Raw genomic sequence first — 17944 nt, forward strand, 5'->3', positions numbered from 1 at the left:
GGCTGCACGAACGCGGGGTCGCGCTGATCGGCGCCGACACCCCTCAGGACGTTCAGCCGTCGGGGTACGAAGGCGTGTTGATGCCGGTGCACGCCGTGAGCCTCGTCGCGATGGGTCTGTGGATGCTGGACAACTGCGACCTGGAGGCGTGCGCGGCGACGGCCGCCGAACTCGGCCAGTGGGACTTCCACCTCGCCGTCGCGCCGGTCCGCTTCGCCGGTACGTCCGGCAGCCCGGTCAACCCGATCGCCACCTTCTGACCGCGGTTCACGGGGGTGCGATGCCATGGAGGACCCGGCCCCCACCCGGAACGCGGTCGTGGTCGGTGAGGACACGCCGTGCTGTCGGAACCGCATCTACTGAGCGCGGCGCGCGATCTGGTGCTGGACCGGGCGCCATAGGAATCGCCTATGGCGCCTGCTGACATTTCGTCTTTGCCTCTCGTTCTTTTCCAGGATTAGCGTGAAACAGCTCCACGAGGTGCCCGTCGCGATTCTCCGAGGATTCGCGCTCTGTGCGCCCCGATTCTGCTTTGTCGAGCGGATCGACACGCTATCGAGAGGCCATTGGCATGACCGTGGTAGAGAACGGACCGGGGACGCGAGAATTCGCGGGGAAGCGCGCCCTGGTCACGGGCGGTACTCGCGGAATCGGCGCGGCCGTCGTACGCCACCTTCTTGACGCGGGCGCCGAGGTGCTCACGACCGCCAGGTCGGCGACGAGCACGGCGCCGGAGGGGGCCGCGTTCGTGGCGGCCGACGTGCGGACACGGGCTGGAGCGCAGGCGCTCGCCGCGGCCGCGCAGGACGTGCTCGGCGGGGTGGACATCGTGGTGCACAACGCGGGCGGGGCACAGCCGTACGAGGGCAGCTCGGCCATCCCCGACGAGGAGTGGCAGGACGCGCTCGACCTGAACTACCTGGCGTCGGTGCGGCTGGGCGCGCTGCTGGTGCCGGGGATGCGGGAACGGCGTTCCGGGAGGATCGTGCACATCTTCTCGGCCGCGGTCCTGTCGCCGGAGGCGACAATGTTCCTGCACTACGCGGCCGCGAAGGAGAACCGCGCCGCGCGCCTCGGCCGCCTCGACCCAGCCGTCCGGCGGCTCGGCGGCGAGATCGTCGACGAACGCCGGATTGCCGGGAGCGACGACGCCGAACACACCCGACTCCACCCTGACGCCCCAACCAGGCAGCACCCGATCGTCGAGCATCACCCGCTCAACGGATCGCATCTCCACCAGCCCGCCGAGCAGCGCCTTGTGCAGCAATCCGCTCGACGATCCGGGATACGAATCCGCGACGGCCGGACCCACCACCGGCCCGCTGTCGTCGAGCAACAGGAACGCCATCCCGGTGACATCGTCGAACGTGCGCACGTGCCCCTCCCGAACGGTAGACGAACCCCCCGGGCCACCAGGGGGTGCTGATCGCAGTCGGGATATGCGGTGCCTGGTGCGCCGTTGGGCTACGTATCTTAGGCGTTTGAGGACCTGTTTTCGGTGGTTCTGAGTCCTTACGCAGGCGAGGCGAGCCGCGAACGGCCGTTGCGGTCTCCCCGGGCTCAACGCCGGTGATAGTCGAGCGTTCCGAGGGGCCATGGCGTGGACAGCCAGGCTGTCACGGCTTCGTACAAGGGCACGTCCCGTCCGGCTCGGTCGTCCCGGACCCAGGAGGACACGTCGGCGTCGAGGCACATCCGCGCTTTTCTGCCATCGGTGAACTCTGCCAGCGGTGAACCCCGGCCCGCCCGGGCTCGACGAGCACTACCGTCCAGTCTCATGACTACGGTTACAACGCGCACGGTCGAGTACCCGGCTGACGGCCTGACGATGATCGGGCACCTCGCGCTGCCCTCCGGCACCGGGCGTCGCCCCGCGGTGCTGCTCGGACCAGAGGGCCCGGGGCTCAGCGACGTCGAGCGCCGCCGAGCCGATGCGCTCGCCGAACTGGGATACGTGGCGCTGGCCTTCGACATCCACGGCGGGCGCTATTTCGCCGACCCCGAGGAGATGCTTGCCCGTTGCATGCCGCTGCTCGCCGACCCCGACCGGATGCGGGACATCGGCCACGCGGCGCTCGACGTGTTGCGCGCCGAACCGCGGACCGACCCGGACCGGATCGCCGCCGTCGGCTACGGCACCGGGGGCGCGATCGCGCTGGAGCTCGGACGCGACGGCGTCGACCTGCGCGCGATCGGGACAGTCAACGGATTGATCACCGGCCGGCCGGGCGAGGCGGCGCGCATTCGCTGCCCGGTGTGGGCCGGGGTCGGGTCGGAAGACCCGATCATGCCGCCCGCGCAACGGGACGCGTTCACCGCCGAGATGCAGGCCGCGGGCGTCGACTGGCGCCTCGTGGTCTACGGCGGCGCCCTGCACGCCTTCCACCACCCGCCGGTCGACCAGGAGGTGCTCCCCGGCGTCGGCTACCACCCACGGCACGCGCAGCGCGCCTGGCGCGACGTCGTCGACCTGCTCGCCGAGTGCCTGCCCGTAACGGAGTGATCTGGTCATTCTCCGGTCATGCGGTGCTGTTGCGACACGCGTCCGGCGCGCGATGGCACACGAGGGGGAGTCGGCTTGTCGCGTCCAGCACCACGCGATCCCCTAGCGGCTCGTCAAGCCTGATGACGTCGCGGCCCAGCCGGCCGGTGCCCGCGCACAGACCGGTGCCCTGATCGGGAACGTCGAGCCCCAGCACCACCACATCGGGCGCCTCACGGACTCGCAGTCTGACATCGAGCGGCTTGCGGATGCAGGACCCGTACTCGTAGCTCACCAGCAACGTGTGTTCGTCGAGTACCTCGAAGTCTGAGACCTCCTGATCGCCTGAACTGTGGGTGCCGACGGCGCTTCCGATGGTGCCGACTGCGTCCCGGTCGACCGCGACGTAGTCAATCGGGCCGGGCAGGTCCGAGAAGTACAGTCGCCACGCGGGCACGGTTGCCATCCCTCGGACGGTGTTCAGTCGCATGGTGGTGAAGGTTGCTCCAGTCAGGTGGTACACCTCGTCGTCAGGGAAGGTGTACTCCTCAGGCCAGGGAGACAGAGCCATCAGTGCTTCTCGCGGCCCGATCACGGGGACCCGCATCACGGACCCGTCGTCCCAGCGGATCTGCGCCTCGGCCGGGGAAGCGGGAAGTTGGCGGGCCACAACCCAGCCGTACTCCTCGTCGTGCTTGATCTTCTTGAGCACCTGCGGCGGGATCGCGCTCAGCTCGTCGACCGGGACGAAACCCTTGTGCCAGATCTCGTCGGCACCGCTGGTCCGCCATGCCCAGACGGCTTGTGCGGCGTGGTCTTCGAACGCGCGCGCTCGTGGCCCATCTCGACGGACCAGCCTCGCGCACTTCGGAAGTGCAAGGTATCCATCGGCATCTGCACTCGTGCCTTTTCAAGCCCCTGTGTTCATTGCTTGCTCAATCCGACCCGACCGGCCTGACGCGCCCGGTTGGAGGAGATCCGGGACAACCTGCTTCGCCCGTATCGCCGAAGCCGAACGCGAAGGACGGCTCGGCGAGATCGAAGGTCTGTGAATCAGCCTCGCCGGAGCGGAGGACAAGGTTGCGCGATCGACCAGCGGAGCTCGCGGGCGATCGACCTGGGCATGCAGGGTCACGCCGCCGGTCCCGTCCACAGCGCCATGCCCGCTCAGCGCCGCACATGACCGGCGGGTCGTCCGGGAGCCGCCATGACGCTGACCCTGCGGCGCGGTTCAAGCTATGAGCAGGCGGAGACCGAGATCTGCCGCGTCGAGGTCGGCGAGGTCGCTGTTGCGCTCGGACCACCGGCCGGAGTCGAGGTCGTCGCTGAGGCTTCGCACCGCCCGCTGCTCGGCCTGCGGCCCGACCCTCGTCCACACCGACATCGCACGGCGCACGTGATCCTCCAGATACGCCGCCGGTCGGCGCCAGTACGCCTCGAACAGGCCATCAGCGCAGTCCCACGGGATGAGCACCGGCTCAGCGCGGGCGCCGATCGCGTCGGCCATCCCGGCAAGCGAGGGAAATTTTGCGAGGACGCCGGCGAACTCGGGCAGGTAGTCGCGGGTAAGCCAGAACCGGTCCTGCCATCCGTGCTCGTCGGTGTCGAACGTGAGCACCACCACGCGACGGGCCACGCGCCGCATCTCGCGCAGCCCCGCTATCGGGTCCCCCCAGTGGTGAACGGTGGAGACGGCCATCGCGACATCGAAGGACTGGTCCTCGAACGGCAGGCTCTCCGCGGCGGCGGCCACGCACGGCGCCGAGTCGGCAGGCCGCTGTCCCCGCATGACCGCCGATGGCTCCACCGCGGTCACGTCGCGGTCGGCAGGCTCGTAGGAGCCGGTGCCGGCCCCGACGTTCAGCACCGTCCGCGCGTCCCCGAGCGCGTCCCAGATCTGCGCGGCGATCCGCGGCTCGGTACGCCGTGTCGCAGTGTAAGCGCCGCCGATCGCGTCGTACAGGTGTGCACCGAGCATCTCCAGTTGCTCCTCCGGTGTCACCTTCAGTCCCTTCGCCCGTGCCTCAAGTTCCCTGTCGATGGCCGCCACCATGGCGTCAGCGCGATCACGCCGCTCCAGCAGCAGGCCGCGCAGTCGGCGCAGGTGCGCGACCGCGTCGGTGGACGGGTCGCCGACCAGTTCCGCGACCTCCCGCAGTCCGAAGCCCAACCGCCGATAGGCCAGCACCTCCCGCAGCAGCTCCACGTCGCCCGCCGAATAGGCCCGGTATCCGGCCGCGGTCCGCGCCGACGGCCGGACGAGCCCGATATCGTCATAGTGATGCAGCGTGCGGACGCTCACGCCGGCCAGGTCGGCCACGTGTCCCACGGTCCAGTGATCCTCCACGGCACCGACTTTGCCGCCTGACGCTACGTCAGGGTCAAGAGCCTCACTCGCGAAGCAGCGGTCCACGGCGACTCCGCAAGGCAGAGCGATGGTCTGGATCAGAGAAGCCTGCCTGAGATGTCCCGATGCTGCCAGATCCAGCACCAGCGACGCGGCTGGCAGAGATCATCACGAATCTGCACGACCGGATACGCGAAGTCACCGAACGCGGCAGGCTCGGCGAGGTCGAAGGGCTTCAGGTGAGGCTCACCGGCGCCCATCAGAAGTTTCAGCGAACGCGGCAGCACCGCGCGCGAGCCCGAACCGTGGATCTGCCAACACCGGCGTCGGCGCCGGCTGCCCCGGATCGGGCCGGCCGCCACGTTCGACGCGGCGCTGACCGGCTTCCTGATACGTGCCCCACGCAGACCTGACCGTCGGCGAGGATGGGCGCCATGCTGGAGATCAACTTTCCGACCGAATCCGACCGCGCCTGCTGGGAACTGCTGGCCCGTGGCAAAGGCACGTACTTCGGGGTCGAACGGAGCGACGACGACTACGAACGGACAAAGTCCGGTGGCGGGGTATCGCGACGGCAATGATCGGGTGGGTGGCGCGGGACGCCAAGGAGCACGGCTTCCCAAGCCTCTACTGGAACATGTTGGAGAACGCCCCTGCTCGGGCGCTGTACGACAAGGTGGGCAAGTTTCACAGGGGGCTCATTCTCTACACCTGCCGGCGTGACGCGAAGCAGACCTCCACTCAGCGCTGAGGGGCGACCAAGGTCCACGAGCGGACGTGCCGGTCAGGCGCCGGAGTTGTCAGTGATTTCCTGTTGCGCCTGCTCGTGTTGTGAGCGTTGCGGGCGTGTCGCTGGGTGGCTTGCAGGGTCAGACTTGTACTGGCCGGGGCGGACGCGTGTGTCATTGAGGGTTTGAACGTTCAGGACGCAGGTGGCGAGGATGGCGAGGATGGCGCCGGTCCACATGGCGGCGGCGGCGCTGTCACCGGCGGCACTGATGGCGAGGCCCCCGATGGCGCTGCCGGCGACGACGCCCAAGGTGATGACGGACGTGTGCACGGTGTTGACCAGACCGCCGGCTCCGGCGACTTCGACGACGCGGGCGACGAGTGCGGGGTTCATCGTGACACCGACGAGGCCGACCACAAGCACGCCGGGCAGGGCGGCCCGGGGCAGGTGGGCGAAGAGGGCGAGGACCACCAGCGAGCCGGCCAGGGCGAGGTGACCGATGCGCAGCAGAAGTACCGCGTGACGGTCTGCGTAGCGGCCCACCACGTTGTTGCCCAAGACGGTGCACAGGCCGTAGCCGAAGAGGATCATGGTCGTCATGTTGGAGGAAAAGCCCGCGTCATGTTCCAGCAGGGGGGTGAAGTAGGAGAATGCGCCGTAGGTTGCTCCGATGGTGAGCAGGCTGACCAGGTAGCGGCTCCACAGCCGCGGCGAGCGGAACTGCCGCAGGTCGTCGGTGGAGGTCTGCGCGGAGACGGCGGGCAGTGCGGGCAGGGTGCGCAGGTCGAGCAGGGCGATGATCAGGCCGGTGCCGCCCAGGGCGAAGAAGCTTGCCTGCCAGTTCCATGTGGTGGCGATGGCGTGGCTGATGGGCAGGCCTAGGACGGCGCCGAACATGAGGCCGTTCAGCACGATGGAGATCGACGACGCGACGCGCTCGGGCCTAGGGGCGAGGCGGGCGGCCATGGTTAGGGTGAGACCGAACACGGCGCCGCTGAGGCTCCCGGTCAGCAGGCGAAGCGCGGCGATCCACCAGTAGTTGTGCACCAGGGGCACGGACGCTTCGAGCACCGCGTAAGCGGTGACGACGCCCAGTAGCGCGCCCTTGGGCGGGACCAGGCGGAGGGTCATGACGATAAGTGGGCCGCCGATGGCCATGCCGAAGGCGTAGATCGAGATCAGCGTGCCGATCGTGGTGGTCGAGGCGCTGAGACTGCGTGCCATTTCAGGCAGCATGCCCATCGTCTGCAGTTCGCTCATGACGACGACGAGAAGGGTGAGCATGAGCCAATAGAGAGGCCGTTTCATCAAGCAATGCCTTTCTGTATTTTGAAATCCAAAACTTGGGCAGGGGAAAGGGCGGCCTGTCGCCCCCTTCGCTCAGGTCAGCAGGGAGCGAAGCCCGTCGAGGGCGATCCGGTGCAGAGTCTCCGGGGCGACTCCGGTCTGGGCCGTCACGCGGATGCCGGCTATGAGGGTGTTGATCAGGAGTGCGCCTTCGCTGGCCGCAGGACCGTCAGGCATGCTTCCGTCCATGCGGCCGGCCCGGATGGTGTCCTCCAGCAGGCCCAGACGCTCCTGGAGATCTCGCTCGAGAATGCGCGCGATGCGCGCATCGCGCGCCCGCAGGTCGGGATTCATCAGGGTGTGCACGCCCATGCAGCCGGCGGCATGCCCCTCGGCGCGGGCGATACGCTCCTCATCGACGATCACGTCGATCAGCTTCCGGAGTCGTTCGGCGCCGCTGAGGGAGGCGTCGGTGAGGATGGACGCCTGGCGTGCCCGCATGGCGGACGCGTAGTGCTCAAGCGCCCGCACGAAAAGCTCATCCTTGGACGTGAACGCGTTGTAGAGACTGCTGCGTCGCACGTCGGCTGCCTCGCAGAGCTGCTCGGTCGACGTGTCAGCGTAGCCGTGGACGCGGAACTGCGCCGCTGCGGCTTCGAGAACCACGCCTTCGTCGAAGGTTCGCGGTCTGGCCATGGGCGAACGCTACCATGTTCTGTATTCCGAGATTCAAAATGGCCAGGAGCAGAACTGTTCATGGCCGCTGTCCCCGTGACCTCGCGCGGGTCGGCGCCTCCCAGCGCGCCCGGCACCGGACCGCCGGCATCCTCGACAAGATCACCATGCGCCGCTACAGCAAGATCTATCTGAGCGGCATCGGCTTGTGGAACCCTGCGTATGGTCCTAGCGTTCCACCATGGAGCTACTACGGTACGCGGCCTTCAGCGAGCGCGGCGACGGAGGCAACCCCGCGGGAGTCGTGTTGGACGCCGATGGGATCAGTTCTGAAGGAATGCTCGAAATTGCTGCGGAAGTTGGCTATTCAGAGACGGCCTTTGTCACGGAACGGACAGGCCGGACACTTTCAGTCCGATATTTCAGCCCAAAGATGGAAGTGCCCTTCTGCGGACACGCCACAATCGCAACAGCGGTGGCCTTCGCGGACGTTCACGGACCTGGAGACCTGCTACTGAGCACACAGGCCGGTCCGATCAAGGTGTCCACTTCGGTGAACCCTGCCGGATTCACCGACGCCACGCTCGTCAGCGTTCCGCCGCGCGTGGAGGCAATGGATGAGGTGCTCCTCGACGAGCTCCTGGCGATTCTGGGCTGGTCGCCAACCGACCTGGATCCTGGACTGCCACCACGCGTGGCCAACGCGGGCGCGTCCCACCCGATCATCGCTGCCGCCACTCGTGAGCGCCTGGCAGATCTGGTCTACGATTTCCCGGTCCTCGCCGAGTTGATGGCCCGAGCCAGGTGGACGACGATCGACCTCGTATGGCGGGAGAGTGCTGATGTGTTCCACGCCAGGAACCTCTTCCCACCCGGGGGCATAGTGGAGGATCCGGCGACGGGCGCGGCCGCGGCGGCATTCGGTGGCTACCTGCGCGCCCTCGCACTCATCGCGCTCCCCGCGACGGCGACTGTGTATCAGGGCCACGACATGGGCCGCCCCAGCAGAATCACGCTGTCAATTCCTGAAGATCCGGCAAGTGGAATCTCGGTCACAGGGACGGCGCTAGCGCTGTCCCCGTGACCTCGCCGAGGCTCTCCCTCCTCCGAAGACACTTTTGCCTCGGGGGAGGGGGACATGGTCAGCCGGACGACCCGGGCGCGACCTGCACGAAGACGCTCACGGATTCAGCACGCCGCGGCCTTCGCGTACCTCGAACACCAGTTGAGTCTCCGCCCGCTGCACCATCGGGTAGACGGTCACGTGTTCCAGGATGAGATCCCGGAGTTTCTCCGGGCTCTCAACGGCGACGTGCAGGAGGAAGTCGTCGACGCCGCCCACGTGGAGAACCGTCAGCGCCCCCGGCACCGCGACCAGCTTGTCGTAGAGGTTGCGGACGTGCTCTCGGTTGTGGCTTCCCAGGCGGACCTTGATGATCGCGTGGATCGGGTGGCCGAGCGCGCCGAGGTTGAGCCGGGCGTTGACGCTCGCGATGACACCCGACTGCCTCAGCGCGCGCACCCGGTACGCGCATGTGGACTCGGCGACTCCCACGCGGGCGGCGAGTGCGGCGTTGGTCATGCGGCCGTCCTCCACGAGCGCGGCGAGGATGGCCAGGTCGGTACCGTCGAGAGAGCCCGGAGCGGCTTGCGATTTCTTCGACGACAGGTCGGGCATGAGGGTTCCTTTTGTTGGTTGTGCATGGATCCTGGCGAACGGCGCCGACTTCCGCAATGAGCATTGAAATTCTCTGTGGATTCGCCCATCGTTGCGGCATGATCTCGTCTCGGCTGCAGCTCGACTCCATCGCCGTCCACGCCGGCCGCGAGGACCTCGCCCAACTCGGTGTCCACGCGCTTCCCCTTGATCTGTCCTCGACCAACCCGCTGCCGGACATCGAGGCCGGCGGCCTCTCGTACGAGGCCATGGCCGGCGGGGGCACGCCGTACGCGGAGGGCGGAGCCGTCTACGGGCGGTTGTGGAACCCGACCGTGGCCCGGTTCGAGTCGGCGCTGGCACGGATGGAGCACACCGAGGCAGCCGTGGCGTTCTCATCGGGTATGGCGGCGACCACCGCGGCGATTCTCGCGACGACGCGGGAGACCGGCCACCGCCACATCGTGGCGGTCCGGCCGCTTTACGGCGGGACCGATCACCTCTTGGCTTCCGGCGTACTCGGTGTCGAGGCGACGTACTGTACGGCGGAGGGCGTCGCCGCGGCGCTCCGGCCGGACACGGCGCTGATCATCCTGGAGACACCGGCCAACCCGACACTCGACCTGGTCGACATCCGCGCCGTGGCCGAGGCGGCCCGCGGCGTTCCCGTTCTCGTGGACAACACGTTCGCGACCCCGATCCTGCAGAACCCCGTCGATTTCGGCGCCTCGATGGTGCTGCACAGCGCGACCAAGTATCTCGGGGGGCACGGCGATGTCATCGCCGGCGTCATCGCCTGCGACCAGAAGCAGGCAGCCGCGCTGCGCCGGGTCCGCGCCATCACGGGTGCCCTTCTCCACCCGCTTGGCGCCTACCTCCTGCACCGGGGGCTGGCCACGCTCCCGATACGGGTCCGGGCCCAGCAGGCGAACGCCCAGCGCGTCGCCGCTTGGCTGAGCACCCATCCGAGCGTCTCCCGTGTGCACTACCCCGGGATCGCGGGGGATCCGCAGGGACTTCTTGACCGGCAGATGAGAGGCACCGGGGCGATGATCTCGATCGACCTCCGCGGAGGTCTGGAGCAGGCCAGGCACCTCACATCGACGGTCCGCCTGTTCACCCACGCGGTGTCCCTCGGCGGTGTCGACTCGCTCATCCAGCATCCCGCGGCGCTGACGCACCGGCCCGTCGCCCCCGAGGCCCGGCCGCCCGCCGGCCTGGTCCGGCTCTCCATCGGGCTGGAGGACCACGAGGACCTGATGGCAGACCTCGACCAGGCCCTCGCCGCGCGCCGTCCGGCTGCGGCGCATGCGGGCGCGCCGCACCCGTAGACCACCGCGTGCCGCCCGAGGGGCCGCCGCGCCGGCCGTAGGCGGCCGAACGGATCGCCCTACCCAGCGACCCGTCACCAGCTCGCCCTACGCGGGGCGAGATCCTGGCCTGAGTGAGTACGAGTGCGGTGAGGAGCCCGCCGCTCCATAAGCCTGGACATTCTTGTTGTAGCACGTATTCTCGTGATTCCCGGCGTCCACTGACGCATGAGACAACGCGGAGATCGACACGTTGGTGGACGTGACCCCGGTCGAGCCCGGGCCAGGCGGTGCGGCCGTGAGACAGCGACCGCTTACCGCTGCCACCACGGTCGCGATCCTTCCCCTCTCCTCCCGAATGCACCCGGCAGTGAAGGACACGCATGGATCTTCTTTCTGGCCCTGACGGCGGCTTCTACGGCTGGCCGCCAACCGGGAACTCGCCCCGCCGGCCGTGGGTGGCGTGGTTGCTGGACCGCTTCGAGCCGGCTGGGGACGCGAGCACCGACGGCTTTCCCGACCTGACCTGATCGATCTTTTCAGTGCTGTTGGCCTGGTCGGTGCGGGTGTCTTCACACAAGTGGTGCTGTCGCAGCCGGCTCAGCCGGCGGTGGCCTTGGCGTAGTGGAACACCTCAGGTGGTAGCGCATGGTCCAGTTGCCAGACGAAGCGGATGGGCCGCTCGCCTTCATGGCTCACGTACCGCATCGGACCCGCGTACGTGTAGGGCGGAGCGCCGAGCCCTTCGTCGCGCCTGGACTGCCTGATGAGCAGATGGACGGTGGACTCGCCCGTCAGGTAGCGGCGGGCGGTGGCGGTCGAGGTGCGCAGGGTGCTCTGCGACTCCCACTGGAACAGGTTCTCGCTGATCGCGCGGTCGTGGTAGAGCGTGGTGGGGGAGTAGTGGTCCTCTGATTTGTCGATGGTGACGAAGAAGAGGTCCGCTCGGTGTTCCTGCACGTACTTGACGCCTTCCCGCATGTGTGCGGGCCGGTCGATGCCGAAGGCGGCCAGTACCTCGTTCTTGCTGTAGCGGGCGTGCACGTGCAGGGGCACGACGGGGTCCAGCGGCGGGGCCACGTGGCGCAGTCCCGAGCGGAGCACGTTCGCCAGCTCTCCCAGCTCCGCCGCGCGGGCGCCGGCGAGGCGGGCGAGCCGGGCCTCCATCCCGGAGCCGGGCTCGGTGCCGCCCCACAACATGGCGTCCAGCATGGCCAGCAGGCGTAGCTCGCGCGGGGAGCGGGGCGCCCGCCCGGAGAGCACGTCGGTCACGAAGGTGAGCCGCTCGACGTCGTCGATGTGCAGCATCCGGCCGAAGGCCCGGCCGAGCCCTTCGTCGGCCGGCGTGGCGGCGTCGAGGCCGGCGGTGTGGCGGAGTGAGGCCCAGCCCTGGCGGCTGCGACGGTAGAGGTCCTCGACGTCCAGGCCGGTTTCCCGAAGGAAGGTGGACAGGTCGACGTCGCCGAGGTCGCGCAGCTCACGTGCCAGGTCCCGCCAGTTCAGGCTGAGCGCTTGGCGGACGTTGTCGAGGACGAGCCGGCGTACGTCGCGGTCCAGGTAGATGACACAGCCGGCGGGCAGTGTCGGGAAGCCCTGCTCGATCTCCCGCGCGATGCCGGTACGGCCGGCGCCGGTGAGCGCCCGGTAGCGGCGGTCGAAGCGGAACTGCTTGTGCTGGTGGCCGACGAAGTCGAGCACGGTCAGGCACGGCTTGTCGTCGGCCAGCCGCAACCCGCGCCCGAGCTGCTGCAGGAAGACGGTGGCGCTGTCGGTGGGCCGCAGGAACAGCACGGTGTCGATCTCCGGGACGTCGACGCCCTCGTTGAAGAGGTCGACGGTGAACACGGCGTTGATCTTTCGGTCTCGCAGGTGGCGTAGTGCCTGGTCGCGCTCGTCACGCGGGCTGTGCGCGGTGACGGCGACGGAGGGGAGCCCGGCCCGGGTGAAGCGGTCGGCCATGAAGCGGGCGTGGTCGATGCTCACGCAGAAGCCGAGGGCCCGCAGCCGTCCGACGTCGCCGATCTTGCGTTGCAGGGTCTCCAGGACCACGGCGGCGCGGCGGTCGTTGCCGGTGTAGACGTTCGAGAGCTGGCCGATGTCATAGCCCTGACCCCGGCGCCAGCCGATCTGGCGCAGGTCGGTGCCGTCGTGCACGCCGAAATACTGGAACGGGGCCAGCAGCCCCCGCTCCAGCGCCTCCCACAGGCGCAACTCGGCGGCGATCCGGCCGTCGAACCAGTGCTTGATGTCCTGCCCGTCGGCGCGTTCCGGTGTCGCGGTCAGGCCGAGGAGCACCTTGGGCCGCACTCCGGTGAGCAGGCTCCGGTAGGTGGCGGCCTCGGCGTGGTGGAACTCGTCCACGATCACCATGTCGAACCGGTCCGGCTCCGGCAGCGGGTTGGCCTGCAAGGTCTGGATCGAGGCGAACACGTGCCGCCACTGCTCGGGCCGGGCACCGTCCACGTACAGCTCGCCGAACGTCTCGTCCCGCATCACCTGCCGGAACGTCAGCAGGCTCTGCCGCAAAATCTCCTTGCGGTGGGCGACGAACAGCACCGACTCCGCCTGCCCGGCCGCTCGCAGCCGCCGGTAGTCGAGCGCGGCGACGACGGTCTTGCCGGTGCCGGTGGCCATCACGACCAGGTTGTGCCACCGATGGTGGATCTGCCGTTCGGCGGCGAGCTCGTCGAGGATCTCGCGCTGGTAGGAGTACGGGCGGACGTCCACGTGGGCGAAGTCGAGCACGACCGGCCGGCCGCCGGTCCGCTCGGCGGACAGGGCGCGGTCGAGCCGCTCGGCGTCATGCGCCGGGTCGTAGGGTTCGAACGACGGATCGCCCCAGTAGTCGTCGAACGTGGCGGAGAACGTGTCGATCAGGTGCGGCTGCTCCGCCTGGGCGAGCCGGACGTTCCACTCCAGGCCGTGGCTGAGAGCGGTGCGCGACAGGTTGGACGAGCCCACGTAGGCGGTGGACAGCCCGTTGTCCCGGCGGAACAGCCACGCCTTCGCGTGGAGCCTGGTCATCCGGGTGTCGTAGGAGACGCGGATCTCGGCGCCCATGGCCGCCAGCCGGTCCAAAGCGAGGCGGTCGGTGGCACCGATGTAGGTGGTGGTCACCACTCTCAGCCGGCCGCCGCGCTGTATGAACTCCTCGATCGCCTCCGCCAGCACCCGCACGCCGTTCCACTTCACGAACGCGCACAGCAGGTCGACGTGGCCGGCGGAGGCCAGCTCGCGCTTGAGCTCATGGCCGATCTCCGGCTGTCCGCGGCCGTTGACCAGCAACGCGCTTCCGGTGAGGGGGATCACCGGCCGCGCGGGGAAGTGCACGCGCCCGCCCGCGTCCCGGCCCCTGGCGATGCCCAGCAACTCATCTGCGGCCTCAACGAGTTCCCCGGGCGCGGCGGCCTCGGGCACCAGCTCACCGAGCAGGTCGGCGACCCGGTTGACGATTTCCACCTGCCGGGCCAGCCGTACCGTGTCGTTCTCACCCCGCACAGAGCGCAGCGCCCGGCGAGTGAGCGCGGCCAGGTGCCGGGCCAGTGTCTCGTGGGAGTCGGCGAGATCCAACGATCGCCGGTCGATCAGGTCGCGATCGGACACCGCACGCAGCAGGGCGTCCACCTCGCGAGTGATCAGATGCTGGTAGACACCCGGCTGAAGATCGCTCACCTCGGCGACTATAGGGCGCGGCCGGCCACCGCGAAATACCTCATGCCGAGGTCGAAAGATCGCCCTGCTTCGGCAGAGACTTTCTGGTGGGTGGTGGTGCTACCGGACCTCGTGGCAGCTGCCCGGACCGGACCTGCTCCGGCGAGCCGCGACGAGCGTACGAAGAGCAAGATTAACGCTTCGTCACGGCTTCACCTCCCGTTATTCTGGGAGCGCGAAAAAGGGCTCATTGCATAGGTCCTGGCGGGATGGAAACGCGGAGGAAACAGGCACCGCGTTGAATCTCTTGTGGACGCAGTGTTAAAAAAGCGTGGAGTCTGTGCATACGTCTGATGTGCCGATGTCGAGTAGCGTGGCGAGTGAAGCCGAGCGAATAGTGCTTTGGTCCGATCACGACTTGAGGCATCGGTACGGACAGGTGCTGTGGCGAATCAACCGAATTGGAGCATCACACGTGAAGCGTAAAACCACTCTCACCGTAGGCGCCGTATTGCTGAGCGCCGCTGCCCTGTTCGGTACGAGCGCCACTGCTCAGGCCAGCTCGGCCGCCACGCCATGTGGCACGTTCTGCCTGTTCCAGCATGACGAACACAACTTCTGGGGCGGGAAGTACATGCTGTTCTGGCCGGACGGCACCTGTCAGAATGTGGAAGGCCCCATGAACAACAGCGCGAGCTCGATGATCAATGACACGGGCCGCTCCGTAAGGCTGTATAACAGCGCCAATTGCGCGGGCGCGGTGGGCTACACCGCCAAGCCCAACAGCGAGGACGAAGACTTCAGCAATAACGGCTTCGACAATAAGGCGAGCTCCCTCAGGTAGTCGCACGGGTAGGGGCGGAGTGCGCATCCGGCGCCATCGTCGCCGCACTCCGCCCATGTCTGACAGGAGCTCAACGTGTCTGTTCGGCCGGCGAGCGCGGTGCTGGCACTCGTCGTCGCAGCCGGTGGCTGCTCGGCGGTCACGGCGGAATCCCCCTCTCAGCCGGGCGAGACGACAGCGTCCGCTGTGCATGTTCCGCTGCCAGGTGAAGAGGCTCAGCAACTCGTCGTCCCCTTCGACGGCCTACAATTTCTCCCCGGCCGAGATCATGACGATCGAGGCAGCGGAGGATCTCCTCATCCGTGACTGCATGCGCGGCCAGGGGATGGAGTGGAACGTCGTGCCCCTCCCGGCCGGGGAGGACATCGAACCGCAGAACCGCCGCCGTTACGGCGTCGTCGAACCGGAGATCGGCCGCCTTTTCGGCTACCACACGCCCTCCGACCGGCCATCGGTGGCGCAGTACAACGCGGCACGGGACGACCGAATGAAGCAACTGTCGCCTGCGGCGCGACGGGCGGCCTATGGTGACCCCGCCGAGGATGCGGACGGCTGCTCGCAGAGAGCCCGTGAAATCCTCTCGAAGGACACCCAGAATATCGACGCGTCCTTGTTCAACTCCCTCATCGGCCAGACGTTCGACGAATCTCGGCGCGACGGAGATGTCGGAGTGGCATTTCACGCATGGAGCGCATGCATGAGGGAGAAAGGGTTTCATTACCCGGACCCGCTCGCGGCCGTCACCGACGAGCGGTGGATGAGCGCCGGGAGTCCTTCCCGTCTGGAAATCATGGCGGCGGAGACAGACGTGTGGTGCAAAGAGAAGACCGATCTCGTCCCGATCTGGGCCGCGGCGGAGAAACGCATTCAGCAAGACGCCATTCGCGCGCACGCGGCGTACTTCCGGGCACTCGCGATCAACAAGGACCAGCAACTCGAGGCCTCCCGCCGAGTCCTTGCCCGCGCCACTCAACTCGAGGATGGCGCCGGCATCGGTGGTCAGCACGAGTGAGAGCCGCCACCGGTGCACACGTCCACTTGCCGGCCGTCGAGTCCGCCGAGCAGCGCGACGACGTCCTGCGCCGTCATGACGTGCTGGCCCACGGCGGACGAAGGTTCAGAGGCTTCTGCGCATGAGAACGCATGTCGTCTCGTGGCGGCGGATCGAGCCGTCGGGTCCTTCCTCGTCCCAGGCATCCGGCTTTCGGTCGTAGGCGACGTAGCCCAGGTGTTCGTACAGAGCGCGAGCCCGGGGGTTGTCCTCCTCGACAGCGAGTTCCGCCCTGCGCAGGCCGCGGCTGCTGATCCGCTGTTCGGCGGCCTGGATCAGCAGCCTTCCCAGGCCACGGGACTGGAGCGCCGGAAGCACGGCGAGCTGCCACAAGGTTCCGGCCCTCTCACGGGCAATACGTTTCGTCTCCGACCGACGTGGTCCGAGGTGGTGGGCCCCGAGTTCTGTCGATGGTCGCCGTGACGGTCCCGAATCCGCGGCCCGTGGCGCCCGTGGGGGATGGCTGGACACCAAGATGGCCTCCGAATCGGTGTCTGACCTGAGAAAACACCGCTTAGATCATCCCAGCCACATCCCCGGATCAAGGTCCTACGGGCGCTCTCGGCTGCCTGTCAAGGTCCACAAAGCAGAAGACCTGCGGCTGAGAAGCCGCAGGTCAGGGGTCGAGGTGTCTGGTGGAGATGCGCGCCCCCGGCAGGATCCGAACCTGCGGCACCCGCTTCTGAGCCACCGCCAGATCACGTCGCCCCAGCCGGTCCTCGTCTGCCGGACCCCGGTTACGAGGGCGCCTGACGCCCGACGGCCGTCGGGCGGTAGGCGTCGTTGACGTCCACGGGGGCCGCGCCGCCCGCGGTGCCGCCGCCGGGGATGTAGATCGTGCCGCCCACCGCGACGGCGGCGGTCCCGTGCCGGGGCACCGGCATCGGCGCCAGGCGCACCCAGCGGTCGCGCGCCGTGTCGTACGCCTCGGCCTCGGCGAAGACCGTGTTCGGGTTCGTCCCGTCGTGCCGTCCCTCGCCGCCGAACGTGTAGATCGTGCCGCCCACGGCCGCGGCGGCGATCCCGCCCCGGGCCGTCGGCATCGGCGCCCGCTCCGACCAGCGGCGCGAGCGCAGGTCGAGCGCGTACACGGTGTCGCGCACGTTGACCTGTCCCCGGTCGCGGCCGCCGAGCACGTAGAAGGTCGCGCCGACGATGGCGCCGCCGACGTGGTCGCGCGCCTGCGGCAGGCTCGGCAGGCTCTCCCACCGGCCGGTCACGACGTCGTACGACGATACGAGGTCCACCGTGTCCTGCAGGCCTCCGGGGCCGGGCGTCAGCGTGCGCATGCCGCCCGCGAGATAGATCTTCGTCCCGCGTACGCCCATCGCGGCGCTCCCTCGCTCCATGCCGGCGGGCATCGGCGGCAACGGCGTCCACCGGTCGGTACGCGGGTCGTACACGAAGCTGTCACGCAGGGCCTGCCACGACGCGCCGCCGGACAGCCCGCCGAGCACGTAGATCCGGCCACCGACCGTCGCCACGTTGGGGTGGTTCATCACGACGGGCAGCGGGGCCGCCTCCGACCAGGTGTCGCGCCGGGTGTCGTAGACCTCTGTCCGCCCGGTGGTGACGACGCCGCCGGCCGGGTCGGGGACGATGCCGCCGATGACGTAGACCCGGTGGGCGAGCGCGGTGACGCTGTGCTCTTGGCGGGGCCCGCCGCCGATCGCCGCCCGCGGCTGCCACCCCTTCCCGTAGGTCGGTTCGGCCGCCGCAGGCGTCGCGCCGGGTGTCGTGGGCGTCGGGTGGCTGGGGTGCGCGTGCGCAGGCAGGCTGGGGCCCGCCGCCAGGACCGCGCCGATGAGTAGGGCGATACCGCGTCTCATGATTCTCCTTGCCTTCATTGGTACGGGTCCCGTCCAGCGGGGGTACCGTCCACGCTTGCCTCATGCCCGCCCGCCGGCCAG

18 protein-coding genes and 1 pseudogene are annotated in these 17944 nt (G+C 68.5%); 10 read left to right on the forward strand and 9 right to left on the reverse strand.

Annotated elements, in window-relative coordinates; translation table 11 throughout:
- From E1292_RS26200 to E1292_RS26215, 3 genes and pseudogenes are all read left to right on the forward strand, one after another.
- A pseudogene (locus tag E1292_RS26200) lies at positions 1-260 on the forward strand (cyclase family protein); the annotation flags it as partial.
- 311 nt (positions 261-571) lie between these two features.
- Positions 572-1426, forward strand: coding sequence for an SDR family NAD(P)-dependent oxidoreductase (locus tag E1292_RS52840; RefSeq protein WP_220447066.1), 855 nt, complete (start codon positions 572-574; stop codon positions 1424-1426).
- Positions 1427-1777: 351 nt separating this feature from the next.
- Positions 1778-2503 carry a dienelactone hydrolase family protein gene (locus tag E1292_RS26215; protein ID WP_132597866.1) on the forward strand — a complete coding sequence of 242 codons (726 nt, stop codon included), beginning with the start codon at positions 1778-1780 and terminating at the stop codon, positions 2501-2503.
- A 16-nt stretch (positions 2504-2519) separates the two neighbouring features.
- Here E1292_RS26215 and E1292_RS26220 read toward each other — a convergent pair whose 3' ends face one another.
- From E1292_RS26220 to E1292_RS26230, 3 genes are all read right to left on the reverse strand, one after another.
- The gene (locus tag E1292_RS26220; RefSeq protein WP_132597867.1) at positions 2520-3194 is read right to left on the reverse strand and encodes a hypothetical protein; all 675 of its coding nucleotides are present in this window, start codon (positions 3192-3194) and stop codon (positions 2520-2522) included.
- Between the two features lie 519 nt (positions 3195-3713).
- On the reverse strand, positions 3714-4829 hold the full coding sequence (locus E1292_RS26225) for a MerR family transcriptional regulator (RefSeq protein WP_220447067.1): 1116 nt from the start codon (positions 4827-4829) through the stop codon (positions 3714-3716).
- Between the two features lie 98 nt (positions 4830-4927).
- The gene (locus E1292_RS26230) at positions 4928-5116 is read right to left on the reverse strand and encodes a hypothetical protein (RefSeq protein ID WP_132597868.1); all 189 of its coding nucleotides are present in this window, start codon (positions 5114-5116) and stop codon (positions 4928-4930) included.
- A 147-nt stretch (positions 5117-5263) separates the two neighbouring features.
- Here E1292_RS26230 and E1292_RS52845 point away from each other — a divergent pair, with 147 nt between their 5' ends.
- A complete protein-coding gene (locus E1292_RS52845; protein WP_220447068.1) occupies positions 5264-5410 on the forward strand; it encodes a hypothetical protein in 147 nt (48 codons plus the stop codon).
- A complete protein-coding gene (locus E1292_RS52850) occupies positions 5407-5580 on the forward strand; it encodes a hypothetical protein (RefSeq protein ID WP_220447069.1) in 174 nt (57 codons plus the stop codon). The genes E1292_RS52845 and E1292_RS52850 overlap by 4 nt, the downstream gene beginning before the upstream one ends.
- A 33-nt stretch (positions 5581-5613) precedes the next feature.
- Here E1292_RS52850 and E1292_RS26240 read toward each other — a convergent pair whose 3' ends face one another.
- Together E1292_RS26240 and E1292_RS26245 are read right to left on the reverse strand one after the other, a co-directional pair.
- On the reverse strand, positions 5614-6867 hold the full coding sequence (locus E1292_RS26240) for an MFS transporter (RefSeq protein ID WP_132597869.1): 1254 nt from the start codon (positions 6865-6867) through the stop codon (positions 5614-5616).
- Between the two features lie 72 nt (positions 6868-6939).
- Positions 6940-7542 (reverse strand): TetR/AcrR family transcriptional regulator, encoded by a 603-nt coding sequence (locus tag E1292_RS26245; RefSeq protein ID WP_132597870.1) that lies wholly within the window; start codon positions 7540-7542, stop codon positions 6940-6942.
- Positions 7543-7762: 220 nt separating this feature from the next.
- Here E1292_RS26245 and E1292_RS26250 point away from each other — a divergent pair, with 220 nt between their 5' ends.
- Positions 7763-8605, forward strand: coding sequence for a PhzF family phenazine biosynthesis protein (locus E1292_RS26250; protein ID WP_132597871.1), 843 nt, complete (start codon positions 7763-7765; stop codon positions 8603-8605).
- A gap of 96 nt (positions 8606-8701) precedes the next feature.
- Here E1292_RS26250 and E1292_RS26255 read toward each other — a convergent pair whose 3' ends face one another.
- Positions 8702-9199: an Lrp/AsnC family transcriptional regulator gene (locus E1292_RS26255; protein WP_132597872.1), complete on the reverse strand. Its 498-nt coding sequence runs from the start codon at positions 9197-9199 to the stop codon at positions 8702-8704.
- Positions 9200-9297: 98 nt separating this feature from the next.
- Here E1292_RS26255 and E1292_RS26260 point away from each other — a divergent pair, with 98 nt between their 5' ends.
- A complete protein-coding gene (locus E1292_RS26260; protein ID WP_132597873.1) occupies positions 9298-10509 on the forward strand; it encodes a trans-sulfuration enzyme family protein in 1212 nt (403 codons plus the stop codon).
- A gap of 362 nt (positions 10510-10871) precedes the next feature.
- A complete protein-coding gene (locus E1292_RS51360; RefSeq protein ID WP_165974745.1) occupies positions 10872-11018 on the forward strand; it encodes a hypothetical protein in 147 nt (48 codons plus the stop codon).
- A gap of 70 nt (positions 11019-11088) precedes the next feature.
- Here the strand turns inward: E1292_RS51360 and E1292_RS26265 are convergent, their stop codons facing one another.
- Complete coding sequence (locus tag E1292_RS26265) at positions 11089-14160, reverse strand: DEAD/DEAH box helicase (RefSeq protein WP_132597874.1); 3072 nt, start codon at positions 14158-14160, stop codon at positions 11089-11091.
- Between the two features lie 454 nt (positions 14161-14614).
- Here E1292_RS26265 and E1292_RS26270 point away from each other — a divergent pair, with 454 nt between their 5' ends.
- Both E1292_RS26270 and E1292_RS26275 read left to right on the forward strand, forming a co-directional pair.
- Positions 14615-14983 carry a peptidase inhibitor family I36 protein gene (locus tag E1292_RS26270; protein ID WP_165974746.1) on the forward strand — a complete coding sequence of 123 codons (369 nt, stop codon included), beginning with the start codon at positions 14615-14617 and terminating at the stop codon, positions 14981-14983.
- A gap of 205 nt (positions 14984-15188) precedes the next feature.
- Positions 15189-15995 (forward strand): hypothetical protein, encoded by an 807-nt coding sequence (locus tag E1292_RS26275; protein WP_132597876.1) that lies wholly within the window; start codon positions 15189-15191, stop codon positions 15993-15995.
- A 105-nt stretch (positions 15996-16100) separates the two neighbouring features.
- Here E1292_RS26275 and E1292_RS55045 read toward each other — a convergent pair whose 3' ends face one another.
- Positions 16101-16505: a GNAT family N-acetyltransferase gene (locus E1292_RS55045; RefSeq protein WP_281284060.1), complete on the reverse strand. Its 405-nt coding sequence runs from the start codon at positions 16503-16505 to the stop codon at positions 16101-16103.
- 266 nt (positions 16506-16771) lie between these two features.
- The gene (locus E1292_RS26285) at positions 16772-17863 is read right to left on the reverse strand and encodes a Kelch repeat-containing protein (RefSeq protein ID WP_132597877.1); all 1092 of its coding nucleotides are present in this window, start codon (positions 17861-17863) and stop codon (positions 16772-16774) included.
- Positions 17864-17944: the final 81 nt, after the last annotated feature.

Origin of the sequence: Nonomuraea deserti, from assembly GCF_004348685.1 — a bacterium.
Lineage (GTDB): Bacteria > Actinomycetota > Actinomycetes > Streptosporangiales > Streptosporangiaceae > Nonomuraea > Nonomuraea deserti.